Annotated in this window: 14 protein-coding genes; 5 read left to right on the top strand and 9 right to left on the bottom strand. The window is 67.2% G+C overall.

The features are described 5' to 3' along the window. Window positions 1-7 precede the first annotated feature (7 nt). The 3 genes from ACVPT3_RS17605 to ACVPT3_RS17595 all read right to left on the bottom strand — a co-directional run bounded on the left by ACVPT3_RS17605 (window position 8) and on the right by ACVPT3_RS17595 (window position 2,096). Window positions 8-298, bottom strand: a complete 291-nt coding sequence (locus ACVPT3_RS17605) for a DUF167 domain-containing protein (protein WP_492042119.1) — start codon at window positions 296-298, stop codon at window positions 8-10. A gap of 102 nt (window positions 299-400) precedes the next feature. Continuing rightward, the gene (locus ACVPT3_RS17600; protein ID WP_492042118.1) at window positions 401-1,330 is read right to left on the bottom strand and encodes an electron transfer flavoprotein subunit alpha/FixB family protein; all 930 of its coding nucleotides are present in this window, start codon (window positions 1,328-1,330) and stop codon (window positions 401-403) included. 1 nt (window position 1,331) lies between these two features. Then, window positions 1,332-2,096, bottom strand: a complete 765-nt coding sequence (locus ACVPT3_RS17595) for an electron transfer flavoprotein subunit beta/FixA family protein (RefSeq protein ID WP_492042117.1) — start codon at window positions 2,094-2,096, stop codon at window positions 1,332-1,334. Window positions 2,097-2,212: 116 nt separating this feature from the next. Here ACVPT3_RS17595 and ACVPT3_RS17590 point away from each other — a divergent pair, with 116 nt between their 5' ends. Next, a complete protein-coding gene (locus ACVPT3_RS17590; RefSeq protein ID WP_492042116.1) occupies window positions 2,213-2,557 on the top strand; it encodes a hypothetical protein in 345 nt (114 codons plus the stop codon). 345 nt (window positions 2,558-2,902) lie between these two features. Then, complete coding sequence (locus tag ACVPT3_RS17585; RefSeq protein WP_492042115.1) at window positions 2,903-4,450, top strand: S41 family peptidase; 1,548 nt, start codon at window positions 2,903-2,905, stop codon at window positions 4,448-4,450. 265 nt (window positions 4,451-4,715) lie between these two features. On the opposite strand, the gene ACVPT3_RS17580 is transcribed toward ACVPT3_RS17585, so the two are convergent. Beyond that, a complete protein-coding gene (locus tag ACVPT3_RS17580) occupies window positions 4,716-5,288 on the bottom strand; it encodes a cob(I)yrinic acid a,c-diamide adenosyltransferase (RefSeq protein ID WP_267514888.1) in 573 nt (190 codons plus the stop codon). Window positions 5,289-5,307: 19 nt separating this feature from the next. Beyond that, the gene (locus ACVPT3_RS17575; RefSeq protein WP_492042114.1) at window positions 5,308-5,508 is read right to left on the bottom strand and encodes a twin transmembrane helix small protein; all 201 of its coding nucleotides are present in this window, start codon (window positions 5,506-5,508) and stop codon (window positions 5,308-5,310) included. A 101-nt stretch (window positions 5,509-5,609) separates the two neighbouring features. Here ACVPT3_RS17575 and ACVPT3_RS17570 point away from each other — a divergent pair, with 101 nt between their 5' ends. After that, the gene (locus tag ACVPT3_RS17570; protein WP_492042113.1) at window positions 5,610-6,764 is read left to right on the top strand and encodes a hypothetical protein; all 1,155 of its coding nucleotides are present in this window, start codon (window positions 5,610-5,612) and stop codon (window positions 6,762-6,764) included. A gap of 9 nt (window positions 6,765-6,773) precedes the next feature. Here the strand turns inward: ACVPT3_RS17570 and ACVPT3_RS17565 are convergent, their stop codons facing one another. The 3 genes from ACVPT3_RS17565 to ACVPT3_RS17555 all read right to left on the bottom strand — a co-directional run bounded on the left by ACVPT3_RS17565 (window position 6,774) and on the right by ACVPT3_RS17555 (window position 10,120). After that, window positions 6,774-8,093, bottom strand: coding sequence for a phage terminase large subunit family protein (locus ACVPT3_RS17565; RefSeq protein ID WP_492042112.1), 1,320 nt, complete (start codon window positions 8,091-8,093; stop codon window positions 6,774-6,776). Further along, window positions 8,094-9,053: a hypothetical protein gene (locus ACVPT3_RS17560; RefSeq protein WP_492042111.1), complete on the bottom strand. Its 960-nt coding sequence runs from the start codon at window positions 9,051-9,053 to the stop codon at window positions 8,094-8,096. A 311-nt stretch (window positions 9,054-9,364) separates the two neighbouring features. Beyond that, window positions 9,365-10,120: a hypothetical protein gene (locus tag ACVPT3_RS17555; RefSeq protein ID WP_492042110.1), complete on the bottom strand. Its 756-nt coding sequence runs from the start codon at window positions 10,118-10,120 to the stop codon at window positions 9,365-9,367. A 315-nt stretch (window positions 10,121-10,435) separates the two neighbouring features. Here ACVPT3_RS17555 and ACVPT3_RS17550 point away from each other — a divergent pair, with 315 nt between their 5' ends. Both ACVPT3_RS17550 and ACVPT3_RS17545 read left to right on the top strand, forming a co-directional pair. Further along, window positions 10,436-11,638 (top strand): AAA family ATPase, encoded by a 1,203-nt coding sequence (locus ACVPT3_RS17550; protein WP_492042109.1) that lies wholly within the window; start codon window positions 10,436-10,438, stop codon window positions 11,636-11,638. Continuing rightward, entirely contained in the window at window positions 11,635-12,105 is a 471-nt protein-coding gene (locus ACVPT3_RS17545) for a hypothetical protein (protein WP_492042108.1), read from the top strand. Before ACVPT3_RS17550 ends, ACVPT3_RS17545 begins: the two co-directional genes overlap by 4 nt. A gap of 221 nt (window positions 12,106-12,326) precedes the next feature. Here the strand turns inward: ACVPT3_RS17545 and polA are convergent, their stop codons facing one another. Continuing rightward, window positions 12,327-15,242 carry a DNA polymerase I gene (gene polA / locus ACVPT3_RS17540; RefSeq protein ID WP_492043847.1) on the bottom strand — a complete coding sequence of 972 codons (2,916 nt, stop codon included), beginning with the start codon at window positions 15,240-15,242 and terminating at the stop codon, window positions 12,327-12,329.

Raw genomic sequence — 15,242 nt, 5'->3', positions numbered from 1 at the left:
CAAGGCCTCAATCGCCCGCGACGAGGCCGTCCAGCCGTGTCTTCAGCTCGGCCTCGCCCAGGGAGGCGATCTCGACGATCTTCAGTCGCGACTGACCGCCCCGCGCCAGCTCGACCGACGACTTCGACACCCCCAGGGCCTTGGCCAGAAACCGGATCAGGGCGGCGTTGGCCTCGCCGTCCACCGGCCGGGCGCGCAGCCGCACCTTCAGCACGGGCCGGCCTTCGGGATCCACATCCCACCCGTCGATCCGGTCGCCGGAGGCGCCGGGCTGTAGCTTGATCGGCAGTCGGGCCATTCAGGTCCTGCGCAAACGCGAAAGGGCGCGACGTCCGGCGTCGCGCCCTTCCCCTATCGGATAGTTCCGCGGAGCTTCAACCCAAGGTCTCAGCCCAAAGCCTCAACCCAGGGCGGCCATAAGCTCCGGCACGATGGTCTTGTAGTCGCCGACCAGACCATAGTCCGCGACCTGGAAGATCGGGGCGTCCGGGTCCTTGTTGATGGCGACGATGGTCTTGGAGTCCTTCATCCCCGCCAGGTGCTGGATGGCGCCCGAGATGCCGATGGCGATATACAGGGCCGGCGCCACCACCTTGCCGGTCTGGCCGACCTGATAGTCGTTCGGCGCATAGCCGGCGTCCACCGCCGCGCGCGAGGCGCCGATGGCGGCGCCCAGCTTGTCGGCGAGAGGCTCCATCACGGCGTGGAACTCCTCGGCCGAGCCCAGGGCGCGACCGCCCGAGACCACGATCTTGGCGGCGCCCAGTTCGGGCCGGTCCGACTTGACCATTTCTTCCGAGACAAAGGCCGTCTTGGGCGCATCGGCGCCGGCGACGCTCTCGACCGGAGCGGAACCGCCCTCAGCCGCGGCGGCGAAGGCCGTCGGACGCACGGTGATCACCTTCTTGCCGTCGGCCGACTGGACCGTCTCCAGGGCGTTGCCGGCGTAGATCGGCCGCACGAAGGTATCGGCCGACACCACCTCGATGATGTCCGAGATCGGGGCGACGTCCAGCTTGGCGGCGATCCGGGGCGCGAAATTCTTCCCGTCGGTCGAGGCCGGCGTCAGGATGGCGTCGTAGCCGGCGGCCAGGGGCGTGACGGTGTCGGTGACCGCTTCGGCCAGGCCGTGGCCCAGGCCGGCGCTCTCGGCCAGCAGCACCTTGCGGACGCCGGCGATCTTGGACGCCGCGTCAGCAGCGGCCTGCGCCCCCTGCCCGACGACCAGGACGTCCACGTCGGACGACAGGCCGAGCGCAGCGGTCACGGTCTTGTGGGTGGTGTCGCGAACGGTCGAACCGTCGTGATCGGCGATGACGAGGACAGCCATATTACAGCGCTCCCACGGACTTGAGTTTGGACACCAGTTCGGCCGCGTCGGCCACCTTGACCCCGGCCGAGCGCTTGGGCGGCTCGGTGACCTTCAGGACCTTCAGACGGTCGGCGACATCGACGCCGTAGTCGGCGACCGCCTTGACGGCGATCTCCTTCTTCTTGGCCTTCATGATGTTCGGCAGGGAGGCGTAGCGCGGCGTGTTCAGCCGCAGGTCCACCGTCACCACCGCCGGCAGTTCGGCGGCGATGGTCTGCAGACCGCCGTCGACCTCACGCGTCACGGTCGCCTTGCCGCCTTCGATCACCAGCTTGCCGGCGAAGGTCGCCTGGGGCCAGTCCAGCAGGGCGGCCAGCATCTGGCCCACCGCATTATTGTCGCCGTCGATCGACTGTTTGCCCATCAGCACCAGGTCGGGCTTTTCTTCCTCGACCACCGCCTTCAGCAGCTTGGCGACGGCCAGCGGCTCCAGGTCCGTATCCGACTGGATCAGCAGACCCCGGTCCGCGCCCATGGCCAGGGCGGTGCGGATGGTTTCCTGGGCCTGGGTCACGCCGATGGAGACCACGACGATCTCGGTCGCGGTGCCGGCGGCGTGATGTTCCTTGCCTTCCTTCAGACGAACCGCCTCTTCGACGGCGATCTCGTCGAAGGGATTCATGCTCATCTTTACGTTGGCCAGATCGACGCCCGACTGGTCCGCCTTGACGCGGGCCTTGACGTTATAGTCGATCACCCGTTTGACGGGGACGAGTACCTTCATGGGTCTATCCGTGAAATCGCCTGAATGTAGGGGCAGGACATGGAGCGGTCGCGAAGGCCTGTCAACGTAACGCGGGGTCAAGCTGTCGCGGCGATCCCCACCTAACGGACCATGAGATGAAGCGTTTCCTGACCTTTCCCCGCCTGTCCATGATTTTTCTCGCCCTGTTCGGCGTCGCGGTGGCGGGCATATTCGTCTTCCAGGACTATTGGGTCGCGCCGGGCGAACGCTGCGAGGCGGCGGGCAAATGGTACGACATCGAAAGCCGCATCTGCGCCCAACCGATCTCGATCGCCCAGATCACCGGCCGCCCCAACGGCGTCTCCCGCGCCCAGGCCTCGGACGAGAAGAACCGCGAACTGATCCGTATCGAGGACGAACTCGCCGCCCAGGACCGCGCCCGCGACGCCGAAATCGCCCGCCAGAAGGCCGCGTTGGCTGCGGCCAGACCAGCGACCTGACCACCCTTCACCTCCCCGTTCGCGAAGGCGAACGGGGAGGACAGGCGGGAGCGTCAGCGAACGCCAGGCGGGGGCGACCCTGCGCCAGACGCTCTTGGGGTCAACCCCACAGCCGGAGTCGCCCCCGCCTGGTCGCAAGCGCGACCTGTCCTCCCCCCGCGCCTTCGCGCGCGGAGAGGTGACGCCGCCCTCTCTTCTTTCGTCCTGTATGGACGGTGCAGCCCTACCGCCGCACCGCGTCAACTCGCCCCGCCGGGCGAGCGATCGTCTTGCCCGCCCCCTGACGCCCGCCTACTCTGGCGACCAGCCGCTCAACCCGAAGGTTGCGGCCAAAGGGGGACTTCTATGCCGTCTATGCGTCGCCTTGCGCTTGTCGCGGCGGGGGCCTTGGCCCTGTCGGCCGCAAGTTTCACCGCCGAAACCCAAGCCGCCCCCTTGCCGGCAGGATCGACGCCCCAGAACGCAGCCCCGCCACCAGCTCAACTCCCGGCCGACAGAGACTGGGGGAAAACCCTGCGCGAGGATGCGACGGCGATCCATGACGCCATCGTGGTCAACCATCCCGGCATGCTCAACCCGGACGACCCGCAGTTCGCACGCGTGAACGACGCGCAATACGCCCTGGCTCTGAACCGGGCCGAAACCGCCGACAGTTTCGCCGACTATTTCTACGCGATGCAACATTATGTTGCGGCGTTCGATGACGGCCATCTCGGCTTCGGCGTCTACGGATCGACGCCAGACAAGGCGAAGACCTGGCCCGGGTTCATCGCCCAGGATGACGGCGAAAGAGGGCTCGTCGTGACGGTCTCCGAGCCGTGGTCCGGCGTTCCTGTGGGCGCGCGAATCGTCTCATGTGACGGTCGCGACGCCTTCCAGATCGGAAATGATCGCATGGGCGCCCGTTTCGGGCGCTGGGAACTGGCGTCCCAGCGCATGGCGCTCGGCGGATGGGTCATGGTCGACACGGGCGACCCTTACGTCCAGCCCGTCGAACGCTGCGTCTTCCACACTCCGACCGGCGGCCTGGCGGTTGATCTGAACTGGCGGCCGGCAGGACCCGGCTTCTATTCCCGCTATGATGTCTTTCCAGAGCGCGAGCGGCGTCCCGTCGGGATGCGCCGTCTGGACGATGGTCGCTACTGGATCACGCTTTCCACCTTCAATGGCGACCCGCAAAGCGAAGGCGGGCGAGCCCTGGGCGCCCTCGTGGCCCAGATCGCCGAGCAGGCAGACACCCTGCGTTCAGCGCCGGCGATCGTGCTGGACCTCCGCGGAAACGGGGGCGGTTCGTCACTATGGTCGAATCAGATCGCCAATCACCTGTGGGGCGCGGAAGCGGTTCAGCATGCGCCTGAAGCCCCGACGACCGTCGTCTGGAGGGCGTCGAAAGATAATCTGGAGGCCATGCGCGCAGGGTTTGAAGCGCGAGACGCGAACGGCGCCCTCTCCGATGAAGCCAGGACCTGGCATCAGAGGACCATAGCCGGGCTGGAGCAGGCGATCGCGAGGGGCGATGATCGTTGGGTGATCGCACCCCATCCCAATGGCGGTTCGGCGACCCAGGCCGAAACGCGGGACTTCCATCCTCCGGAGGGGCCTGTGTTCGTGCTGACGGACCAGGTCTGCATGTCGGCCTGTCTTGACGCCGTGGACCTGTGGGTTCGGCTCGGCGCAAAACCCATAGGACGCGAGACCGGAGCCGATACGGTCTATATGGAAATCCGAATCATCAGTGTTCCCAGCGGCTTGGGAAGCATGTCCTTGCCGATGAAATACTATATTGGTCGCGAACGAGGCTCCAATCAGCCAGTGACGCCCCTCCATCGCTTTGACGGAGAGATGAACGACACGGCGGCGCTTGAAGCCTGGACCGCGACACTCCCGCACTGATGAAGGCGGCGACAAGGGCGCGATGGGTCGCCATATGCGCAACCAAACAACACCTCCCCGTTCGCGAAGGCGAACGGGGAGGACCGGCGGGAGCGTCAGCGAACGCCAGGAGGGGGCGACTCGATGTCTGAAACTGGCAAGGTCATCCCCACTGCCGGAGTCACCCCGCCTGGTCGCAAGCGCGACCTGTCCTCCCCACGCGCCTTCGCGCGCGGAGAGGTGACGCCGCCCTCTCTTCTTTTGTCCTGTATGGACGCTGCAGCCCCTACCGCGTCGCCCCCGGCTTCCACTTCACGTCGTTGGCGCCGTTCGCATTCGCCCGGCGCCCCGCCACGAACAGATGGTCCGACAGCCGGTTCAGATAGCGCACCGCCGCCCCATTGACCGCCTCGCCCGCCTCGACCAGCCGCACGGCCTCGCGCTCGGCGCGGCGGCAAACGGTGCGGGCCACGTGCAGATGGGTCGACAGGGGCGAGCCGCCGGGCAGGATGAAACTGTCCAGCGGCTTCAGGCTCTCGTTCATCCAGTCGATTTCCTGCTCCAGCCGCTCGACCTGGCTGTCGAGGATGCGCAGCGCCTCCCAGGCCGGGGGCGGGTCCAGCGGGGTGGCCAGGTCGGCGCCCAGGTCGAACAGCTCGTTCTGGATCCGGGCCAGCATGGCGTCGATCCGGTCGTTCTGGCCGCTGTTCAGCCGGGCCACGCCCAGGACGGCGTTCAGCTCGTCCACCGCGCCGTAGGCCTCGACCCGCGGATCGGTCTTGGACACCGGCGCCCCGGAGGCCAGCCGCGTCTGACCGTCGTCGCCGGTGCGGGTGTAGATCTTGTTCAGTGTCACCATGATCCGATTCCCGCGCCCCTCAGGACCCGCTCGCCTTCCAGATCATGCCGCCGACCAGCAGCAGCACCGCCAGGGCCTGCAGCCCGACCCTCAGCCGCATCAGCCGGTTGGAGTGGGTGCGGGCGTAAGCGCCGCCGCGAAACAGCGAATAGAGGCCGAACCCCAGGGTCGCCGTGACGGCGGCGATGGCGGCGACGATCAGCATGTCGAACATCTGCATGACGACAGTCTAGGCCCCTACGGGCTCAGGGTCGCGCGGAATTTGTCGATTTCGGTGCAAAGCTAAGCCATTGGTCACTATTGGCGCCGCATCTGTACAGCATGACTGATCGCGTCGTCCGCAACCTCGAGCACCTCAAAGGCTCGGCCTCCACCGCCCGGGTGTTGAATCTCCTGCGCGTGTGGGAAGAGAACGGCGACAGCCGTTCGGATGGCGCGATACGCAACCCCGACTGGGCCGCGCGGCCGATCTTTCGCACCTCCAGCCTGAACCGCGCCCTGATCATCAAGCACCGGCTGCGGCGCAACGAGACGGACCTCTTCACCGGCCGCCGCCAGGTGGCCACCAAGGTGGTCATCCCCATCGACGACGAGGACCTGAAGACCGGCGGCCGCTACGTCTTCGTCAACCAGATCGGCTTTGAGCGGATGATGACCGAAGCCTTCGGCGTCGCCCCGACCCATCCGGACATGGAGACCCTGCGGCTGATCGACCGGTTGCCGTCTCTGGACCCCTTCCTGCTGCGCGAACAGCTGCGGCGCGGAGGCCTGGATCCGGCCCCCTGCTATTTCTCGATCAGCGAGGGCGACCTGCAGCGGATGCTGGCCTTCGTCCACGGCGAGATCGAGCCCCTGGTCACCCTCAGCCTGGACGGAGACACCGTCGCCGTGGCCTCGGACTCGGCGGCCAGGATGGCGGCCAAGATCCTGTCCAACAGCCCGGGCGACCAGCTGGACGCCCTGCGCCTGACCCTGCGTCTCGCCCCGGAACAGTATCAGGAGGGGGTCTTCTGCTGGAAGGGCTTCCTCTACTACAAATGGACCCTGTCGATCCTGCTGGGCGAGGTCGCCGCCGTCGCCGAGGCGGTGCGCACCATCAAGCCGGTCGGCACGGTCGACCGCGGGGCGCGCGAATATCTGGACCGCAGCCGCGCCGTCCTGCGGGGTCGCATCATCCGCACCTGCGACGAGGTGTCCCGCACCCTCCAGGTCTATGACGACGCCTACGCCCGCCTGACCCAGGAGGGCCGCCCCACCGCCTTCCGCGACTTCCTGCTGGACGCCCCCTCCATGTTCGCCAAGCTGGGCGACCAGCTGGGCGCCGTCCAGCATATCGTCAGCTACTGGCGCTTCCGCTTCCGCCCCGCCGCCCATCCCGCCGGCGTCGAGGAGCTGATGGACATCTTCATGGACTTCGAGACCGGCCTGCTGGGCCGCGGCGAAAGCCCCGACGACATCGGCGTGATGGCGGCCTAGCGGGGCCGCCTAGAGCGCCCGCACCCGCGGCCCTTCGCCCCGGCCGTCCAGCATCAGGTCGGTGACGGCCCAGACCAGGGCGTCGGCCCGGTCCCAATGCCCCGCCGCCTCGCCCCCGCTCTCGGCCTCCTCATCGCCCAGCGCCATCAGCTCCTCCTCCAGCGCCGCGAACGCGCCCGCGTGCCGCACCCGCCCCTGTTCATACAGGGCCGCCACCGGCTCGGCCCGCGCCGCCTTGCCGCGCGAGGCCCGCACGGCGGTAAAGCCGATGTTCTCCCCATCCGCCCCGCACCCGGCCGCCTTCAGCACCGCCTCGACCATGTCCCCGCCCTGGTTGACCTCGCCGACAATGCATCGAGCGCCGAACAGCCGCGCCGTCTCCATCGCCCGCTCGGCCCATTTCTGCGGCGACAGCCCCCGCATCGAGCGGTCGGCCAGCACCCAGGCCGTATCCCCGCGCCGCCCCACCGCCACGATGCCGCAGGCGTCCCCGCCGCGCGAACAGGTCGGGTCCAGCCCCACCACCACCCGCTCATAGACCGGCCGCCCGTCCCCCGAGCCATTGGCCGAGACCGGAGCCTCCCCCCGCGCCGCCGCCATCATCTCGGCGGTGAACAGCCCGCCCTCGGGCTCGACCACCTGGCCCTCCAGCTCCTGGGCCGCCCGCCGCGTCCCGCCGTACAGCCGCTCCAGCCCTTCCAGAAACCCCGGCGCCAGATGATCCCCATTGTCCCGCGTCGTCGCATGGGTGAGCAAACATGACGCCTCGGCGCGGAGCGCCTTGAGCGCCCTGGTCGGGCGCGGCGTGGTCGTAACCACCAGCCGGGGGCTACCGCTCGCGACGCGGTCGCTCGCTCCTTGAGCCCCCACTCCCCCGTTTTGCGCCGCGTTCGGATCAACGGCTGGGGAGTCTGGGTCGGCCGCCATCAGTCTTAGGCGCAGCCCCATCCGCAGCAGGGCCAGCGTCTCCCCGCCGTTGCGCCAGGCGCAGAATTCGTCGGCCCAGGCGGCGGCGAACTGGGGGCCGCGCAGGCTGTCGGGGTCCTCGGCCGAGAAGACGAAGGCCTCGGCCCCGTTCGGAAACACCAGCCGCCGCCGCGACGGCTGATACTCCGGTCCCCGCCACTCCACCTCGCCATCTCCACCGACGCCCGTCCAGCGCGGCAGGCTCATCACCCCCGACGGCCCGGCGATCATCACCTCGCGCACATCGTGCAAGGTCGGCCCGATCAGCGCCAGCCGCCCGCCCGCCCCCAGCCGCTCGGCCATGTCCGCGATCCACGACGCCCCCGCCAGAGTCTTGCCCGCCCCCCGCCCGCCCAGAAACAACTAGGTCGACCACGCCCCCTCCGGCGGCTTCTGCGCCGGACGCAACACCAGGCCCCCAGCGCCCTGACCGTCCCCGTCGCCGCCTTCGAGCAAACCGGGGGTCTGGGGGCTCATGTAGCCCGCAGGGCGGTAGCCCCCAGGCATAGTGGGGGTCTGGGGGCTCATGTAGCCCGCAGGGCGGTAGCCCCCAGGCATAGTGGGGGTCTGGGGGCTCATGTAGCCCGCAGGGCGGTAGCCCCCAGGCATAGTGGGGGTCTGGGGGCTCATGTAGCCCGCAGGGCGGTAGCCCCCAGGCATAGTGGGGGTCTGGGGGCTCAAGTAGCCCGCAGGGCGGTAGCCCCCAGGAATAGAAGCGCCCGCCCTAACCCGCTCCCGGTCGAACACGCGCTCGACCTGTTCTTTCGCCATGAGGATCCGTCCCATCACGGCGAACCGACCCTCCCCGGCCGCCCGCTGGATCAATCGCCAGAAGGCGGCCCGCGTCCCCTCGGGATCGGCGGGATCGACGGTCACGCCCCAGGTCGCCCCCTCCGGATCAGGCGACCCGTTTTCAGGCGTAAGCTCGCCCTCGGCCAGAACCCTCTGCCGCTTCTGAAGGCCCAGCTTCCCCGCCATGCTCGCCACGTTTGAGGCCCGGACCGGAAACCGCGCCTCGACATCCCTATAGGTCGCCCCCCGCTCCAGCAGGGCGAAGACCTCGCGCCATTGTCCCGCCGTCAGCTTGCTGTTGGGATGGCGCCAGTCGTCCGGCCGCTCGAGGACCGGGATCGACCGCCGCGCCGGATGATCGGCCGGCAGGTCGCCGATCCGCATCCCCAGACGTTTGGCGTTCGCCCTCCAGGTATCGGGCGACACCCCCGCCTCGGCCCGCAGCGCCTTCGCCGCCTCGCCCCCATGCCACCGCCCGAACAAGACCTGCCAGGCCGCGTCATCCATCCGACTGTTGAAATGCTTCCCCATGCGGAAAAGCCTAACCCCGCCCGCACCTCAGGCGCGCAAATCGCCAACCCCGGACCTCAACCGCCTGATTTCAAAAGGGTTCGCTTTCAGAATTGCGTGCGTTCAACCCGTCCAGCGCCCGCAATTCCCATCCTTCCGGCGCCCCAGCCACAAGGACCGACCGCGTCGAAAAGCGCCGACCCGACCCACCGCCGTCCTCCCCCTGTCGTCTTCCTCGGGCTTGTCCCGAGGAAGACGGGCCTAGAGAGTCGAGGACGACGACCCTGGGGACCACGCCCCGAGCCCTACCGGCCTTCCGCCCCGCGTCGACCTCAGTCGCCCGCGTCGCAGTCGTACCGTTCGCAATATCGGCGTCTCAGTTCCGCCGTCGCCGCCTTGGCGGACTCGGACTCCGGAAAAGCCGCTTTGAACGCCTCCATATCCGGCGGCGACACATGTTCCCCGGCCAGCAGGCGACGCAGATCGCCCTCGCTCACCACGCGCGCCAGCTGCAGCGCCAGGGCCTCGCGCCGCTCGGCCTTCACCTCGACGAACAGTTCATCGATCCAGGCCTGAACGACCGCATGCCGGTCGTATTCCAGCCCGTCGAGCAGAGCCTCATCTTCGATCAACCCGGCCGCGTCGGCGCGATCCACGATCTTACGCGCCAGCTTCAGCTGGATTTCGGACGGCTCCGGCCCCGACCATCGGTCCTCCTCCGCCTCCTCTTCCACGCGGAAGCGGACGGTGGTCTGCATTTCGCTGGGCTGCGGAACCCCGGCGATCCGCCCCAGCCTCAGTTCCCCGCTGGCCACGACCACGCGCGCCGCCGCCCCGAACCCCAGACCATGAGGTCGTTCTTCGGCGACCTCGCAATCATACGGGTGGCCGTCCGTCTCCTGATAGCAGCGCACCCTGGCCCAGCCCTGTACATCCAGCCGCGCCGCAAACCCCGGCATCAGTTTGAAGGTCACCTCCGGATCGGGCGGCCGCGCCCAGCTGATGGCGGGCGCCTCCTGCTCCCACAATTTGGGCGTCCCCGGATCCGGAACCAGAACAGCGAGTGCCAGCAGCGGCGCGACGAACATGACGACCCCTCATCCCCCAAATCTCCGCCGCACTCACCACAAGGCGAGGATGTTGTCGATCCAAGCCCCCGGTTTCGTCATCCTAGGGCTTGTCCCTAGGATCCATACGCCCGGTGTCCAATGGGAGCGCGCCCTGCGGACACACCGGGCGTATGGGTCGTCGCCACTAGACCTTGCCCTCGGGCGTGCCGCGGGCACGCGACCAAGCGAGAATGACGAGCTTGGCGACCGGGCCCCCAAATGGGGGACTTTCGCAAAAAATTGTCAAACTCAACCCCAAATGCTATATGCAAGTGTAAGTTTGGATCGACCACGATGATACATGAACTGAAAATCGAAAACTTTTACTCGATCCGAGATGCGCAGGTCGTCGACCTGCTCGTAGCAGCTAACGCTCCGCATCTACCGGGACGGTTCGGGGCGCCGTGGAGGGGGTCCAAGCAAAGAACTCCCAAGGTGGTCGCCATTTTCGGCCCCAATGCCTCGGGCAAATCGACGATCTTACGCGCGATCTCCTTCATCGCGTGGTTTGCACGCGATAGTTTTAATCTGGCGCCGGGTGCACGGATGCCATTCGAAAAGTTCAACAGCAACGAGGCACGCGGCGAACCGACTCGTCTTTCACTTTCTCTGGCCGGCGTCGCAGACCCCGAGGATGTGTCCGATGACCCGGTCCAGACGCGCTACCAGTATGAGGTGGAGATCGACGCGAAGTTCGAGGTGATCTCGGAGACTATGCATTATTGGTCGCCCGAAACAGGGCGAAGGGTCGGCCTGTTCACGCGCACCTCGGAGGGCAAAGTGACCGGCTCCACCGCCTTCGGTCTCTCCGGTTACAGACAGGCGCTCGAGAAGGTTCTACGCCCGAACGCCAGCGTGATCTCGACCCTTGCCCAGCTCGGTCACCCTTTCGCGATCTCGATGCGACTTGCGGCCACCCACGTATTCTCGAACATTCTAATTGAGCGCGCCGACGGGGCCGAGGATCAGATGGTTCGCTTCTATGCCGACAATCCGATGCTGGTTGATGCGATCAACCGAGAAATCGAACGGATCGATCTAGGCATCCAGGCGATGAAGGTGGAGATGGGACCGTCAGGGCCGATCGCCATGTTCGCGCATGAAGGGCATGACGGCCTCGTACCGCTCATGCTGGAAAGTCATGGCACGCGAACTTTTCTAAAACTCTACCCTTTTCTTCTGCGTGCGCTGGAAACCGGCGGCATCGCTGTGCTGGACGAACTCGACACCTCGATCCACCCTCTTGTGCTGCCAGAGATTCTGCGCTGGTTCTACGATCCCATCCGCAATCCCGACGGGGCTCAGCTTTGGATGACGTGCCACAACGCTTCCTTGCTCGAGGATCTGGCGAAGGAAGAGGTGCTATTCTGTTCCAAGACGCATGACGGCCGGTCAGAGGTCTATTCCCTGGCGGAGATTCAGGCGGTGCGCCGGGACGATAACTACTACCGCAAGTATCTGGGCGGCAGTTACGGCGCTGTACCGCAGATCGGATGAGACGCCCTCGCCGCATCATAACTCAACGTCGCAGGTTGTTCATCGGCTGCGAGGGCGAAAGCGAGCAGAGCTATGTGGCCCTGCTTACCCGGCTCTCGAACGCGCAGGGCTTGGCCGTCTATCTCGACCCTGTTTTGCTACAACCCGGCGGTGGCGACCCGCTCGCAATTGTTGAGCGCGCCATCCTGCGTCGGCGCGAGCGCGAAGCCAAGAGAGGCGAACCCTATGAGCGTGGCTTCGTCCTTCTGGACGAAGACAAACTAGGGCAAGCCATCCAGCGCGACCAGCGCATTCCTGGGCTCGCGGCAAGTGCGCAGCTGCACCTTGTCTGGCAGCGCCCCTGCCCGAGGCATTGTTGCTGCGTCACCTCGACGGCTGCGCGGCATTGCGCCCGGCCACCACCCCGGCTGCCGGCCAGCAACTCGTCCAACGCTGGCCTGCTTACACCAAGGCGACCCCGGCAGTGAGGTTGGCAGAGCGGCTCGACCACCCATCGTTATTGCGCGCAGCCAATGTCGAGCCAGAGCTCGCAGCGTTGCTCACGGCTATCGGCTTAATAGCGGCGCCTTAGCAAGCTCGCCCCTTCAGGCGCCCCCACCCCCAACCGCTGAGCCTCGGGGCAAGTCCCCGCGGCGGGTTCGCCGCTCGGCTCAGGCAGGGCCCGACCGCGTCGGGGCCGGTAGCCGCCTCAATGCGCGGCGTCCCAGTTGGGGGCGGCGCGGGCGTCGACGACCAGGGGGACGGTCAGGGCGACGGCGGGGTCTGAGGCGGTTTCCATCACGCGTTTGATGACGGCGATGGCGCGGTCGGCCTCGGCCTCGGGGGTTTCGAAGACCAGTTCGTCGTGGACCTGGAGCAGCATGCGGGTTTTCAGCCCGGCCTCGGCCAGGGCTGTGGGCATGCGGATCATGGCGCGGCGGATGATGTCGGCGGCGGCGCCCTGGATCGGGGCGTTGATGGCGGCGCGTTCGCCGAACTGGCGTTCGGCGCCCGATTTCGAGTGGATGGCGGGGATGTGGATGCGGCGGCCGAAGACGGTGGAGACGAAGCCGGCCTGGCGGACCTCGGCCCTGGTCTTGTCCATATAGGTGCGGATGCCGGGGAAGCGGTCGAAATAGGTCTTGATATAGGCGCCGGCCTCGCCCTGATCGATGCCCAGCTGAGCGGCTAAACCAAAGGCGCTGATGCCGTAGACGATGCCGAAATTGATGGCCTTGGCGCGGCGGCGGGTTTCGGACGGCATGCCCTCGACGGGGACGCCGAACATCTCGCTGGCGGTGGCGGCGTGGATGTCGAGCCCGGCCTTGAAGGCGCGTTTCAGCTCGGGGATGTCGCCGATATGGGCCAGCAGGCGCAGTTCGATCTGGCTGTAGTCGGCGCTGATCAGCAGATGGCCGGGGGCGGCGATGAAGGCCTGGCGGATTTCGCGGCCGGTCTCGGTACGGATCGGGATGTTCTGAAGGTTGGGGTCCGAGCTGGCCAGGCGGCCGGTGGTGGCGGCGGCCAGCTGGTAGCTGGTGTGGACGCGGTCGGTGGCGGGGTCGGCGGCGGCGGTCAGGGCGTCGGTATAGGTGCCCTTCAGCTTGGACAGCTGGCGCCAGTCCAGCAGGACGCGGGGCAGGGCGTGTGTGGCGGCCAGGTCTTCCAGCACGCTGGCGTCCGTGCCCCATTGGCCGGAGGCGGTCTTTTTGCCGCCGGGCAGGTTCAGCTCGCCGAACAGGATCTCGCCGATCTGGCGGGGGGAGCCGATGTTGAAGGGGCGGCCGGCGATTTCTTGGGCCTGGGCCTCCAGCTCGGCCATGCGCAGGCCGAACTCGCTGGACAGGCGTTTCAGGCGGTCGGGGTCGATGCGGACGCCGGCGGTCTCCATCTCGGCCAGGACGGCGGGCAGGGGGCGTTCCAGGGTCTCATAGACGGTGGACAGGCCCTCGCGCGCCAGCCGGGGCTTGAGGATGCGCCACAGACGCAGGGTGACGTCGGCGTCTTCGGCGGCGTACTGGGTGGCGGGTTTCAGGGCGACGTGTTTGAACGACTTCTGGCTCTTGCCGGTCCCCGCCACGCTCTTGAACGGGATGGGGTCATGCCCCAAATGGAGCCGCGCCAGCTCGTCCATCCCATGCCCGTGCAGCCCGCCCTCGAGCACGTATGAGATCAGCATGGTGTCGTCATAGGGGGCCACACGGATCCCCCGCCGCGCCATGACGGCAAGGTCGTACTTGGAATTTTGTAGTATTTTCAATACACTAGAGTCTTCCAGCAACCCCTTCAGCTTCGCCAGGGCTGTCGCCTTGTCCAGCTGCTGAAGCGGCTCGCGTGCCTCGCCCGGCTCCCCGAACAGCCCCCCTTCGCCCGCCTGCGGCTCATGCTCATGCGTCAGCGGGATGTAACACGCCTCATTCGGCCCCACCGCCAGCGACACCCCGCACAGCCCCGCATGCGTCGCCGACAGCGACGAGGTTTCTGTATCGAAGCCCACCACCCCCGCCCCGACCGCCCTGGCGATCCAGCGATCCAGCGCCTCTTCGGTCTGCACGCATTCATAGGCCTCAAGGTCGAAGCTCTGAGCCTCGGCCGGGCCCTCCACCACCTGGCCGTAGCGGGGCGTGGCGACGGGGGCGCTCAGGTTCGGCGCGCGCTTGGGCGCGAAGGCCGAAATCTCGCTGGGCCCCGCCTTGCCGTCGCCGACCCGGCGCTGCAGCGAGCGGAACTCCATCTTGTCGAGGAAGGCCGACAGGGTCTCGGGATCGGGATCGCGCACGGCGAAGTCATCGATCAGCTCTGGCGCCGGAGCATCGCAGGTCAGGCGCACCAGCTCACGCGACAGACGAATCTGGTCGGCGAAATTGATCAGCGTCTCGCGGCGCTTGGGCTGTTTGATTTCGCCGGCGCGCGCCAACAGGGTGTCCAGATCGCCGTATTCGTCCAACAGTTGAGCCGCCGTCTTGGGGCCGATTCCGGGGGCGCCGGGGACATTGTCGACGCTGTCGCCGATCAAAGCCTGAAGATCGACCATCTTCTCAGGACCGACGCCGAACTTCTCGAACACCTCCGGCTCGGCCAGGCGCCGGTCCTTCATCGGATCCCACATGACGACGCCGCCGCCGATCAGCTGCATCAGATCCTTGTCGGAACTGACGATCACCGCCTCGCCGCCGGCGTCGCGGGCTTTGCAGGCATAGGTGGCGATCAGGTCGTCGGCCTCGTAGCCGGCCAGTTCGACGCAGTGGACACCGAAGGCCGCCGTCGCCTCGCGCACCAGCGGAAACTGCGGAACCAGGTCCTCAGGGGCCGGCGGACGATGGGCCTTGTATTGGTCGTACAGGGTGTTGCGGAACGTCTTGTCCGAATGGTCGAAGATGGCGACCAGATGGGTGGGGCCGTCGGCGCCCTTCATGTCCTTCAGCAGCTTCCACAACATGTTGCAGTAGCCTTGGACCGCCCCCACCGGCAGGCCGTCCGACTTTCTGGTAAGAGGCGGCAGGGCGTGATAGGCGCGGAAGATATAGGCCGAGGCGTCGATCATCCACAGCCGCAGGGCGGGGCCGTCCTGGGTGAGCGGGCGGTCTGGAGATACGGCGGAGTCGGAAACGGCGGCGTCGGTCAT

The sequence above is a fragment of the Brevundimonas sp. FV1ps31S genome (assembly GCF_058681265.1).
This window is presented reverse-complemented; position numbering and strand designations above follow the sequence as displayed.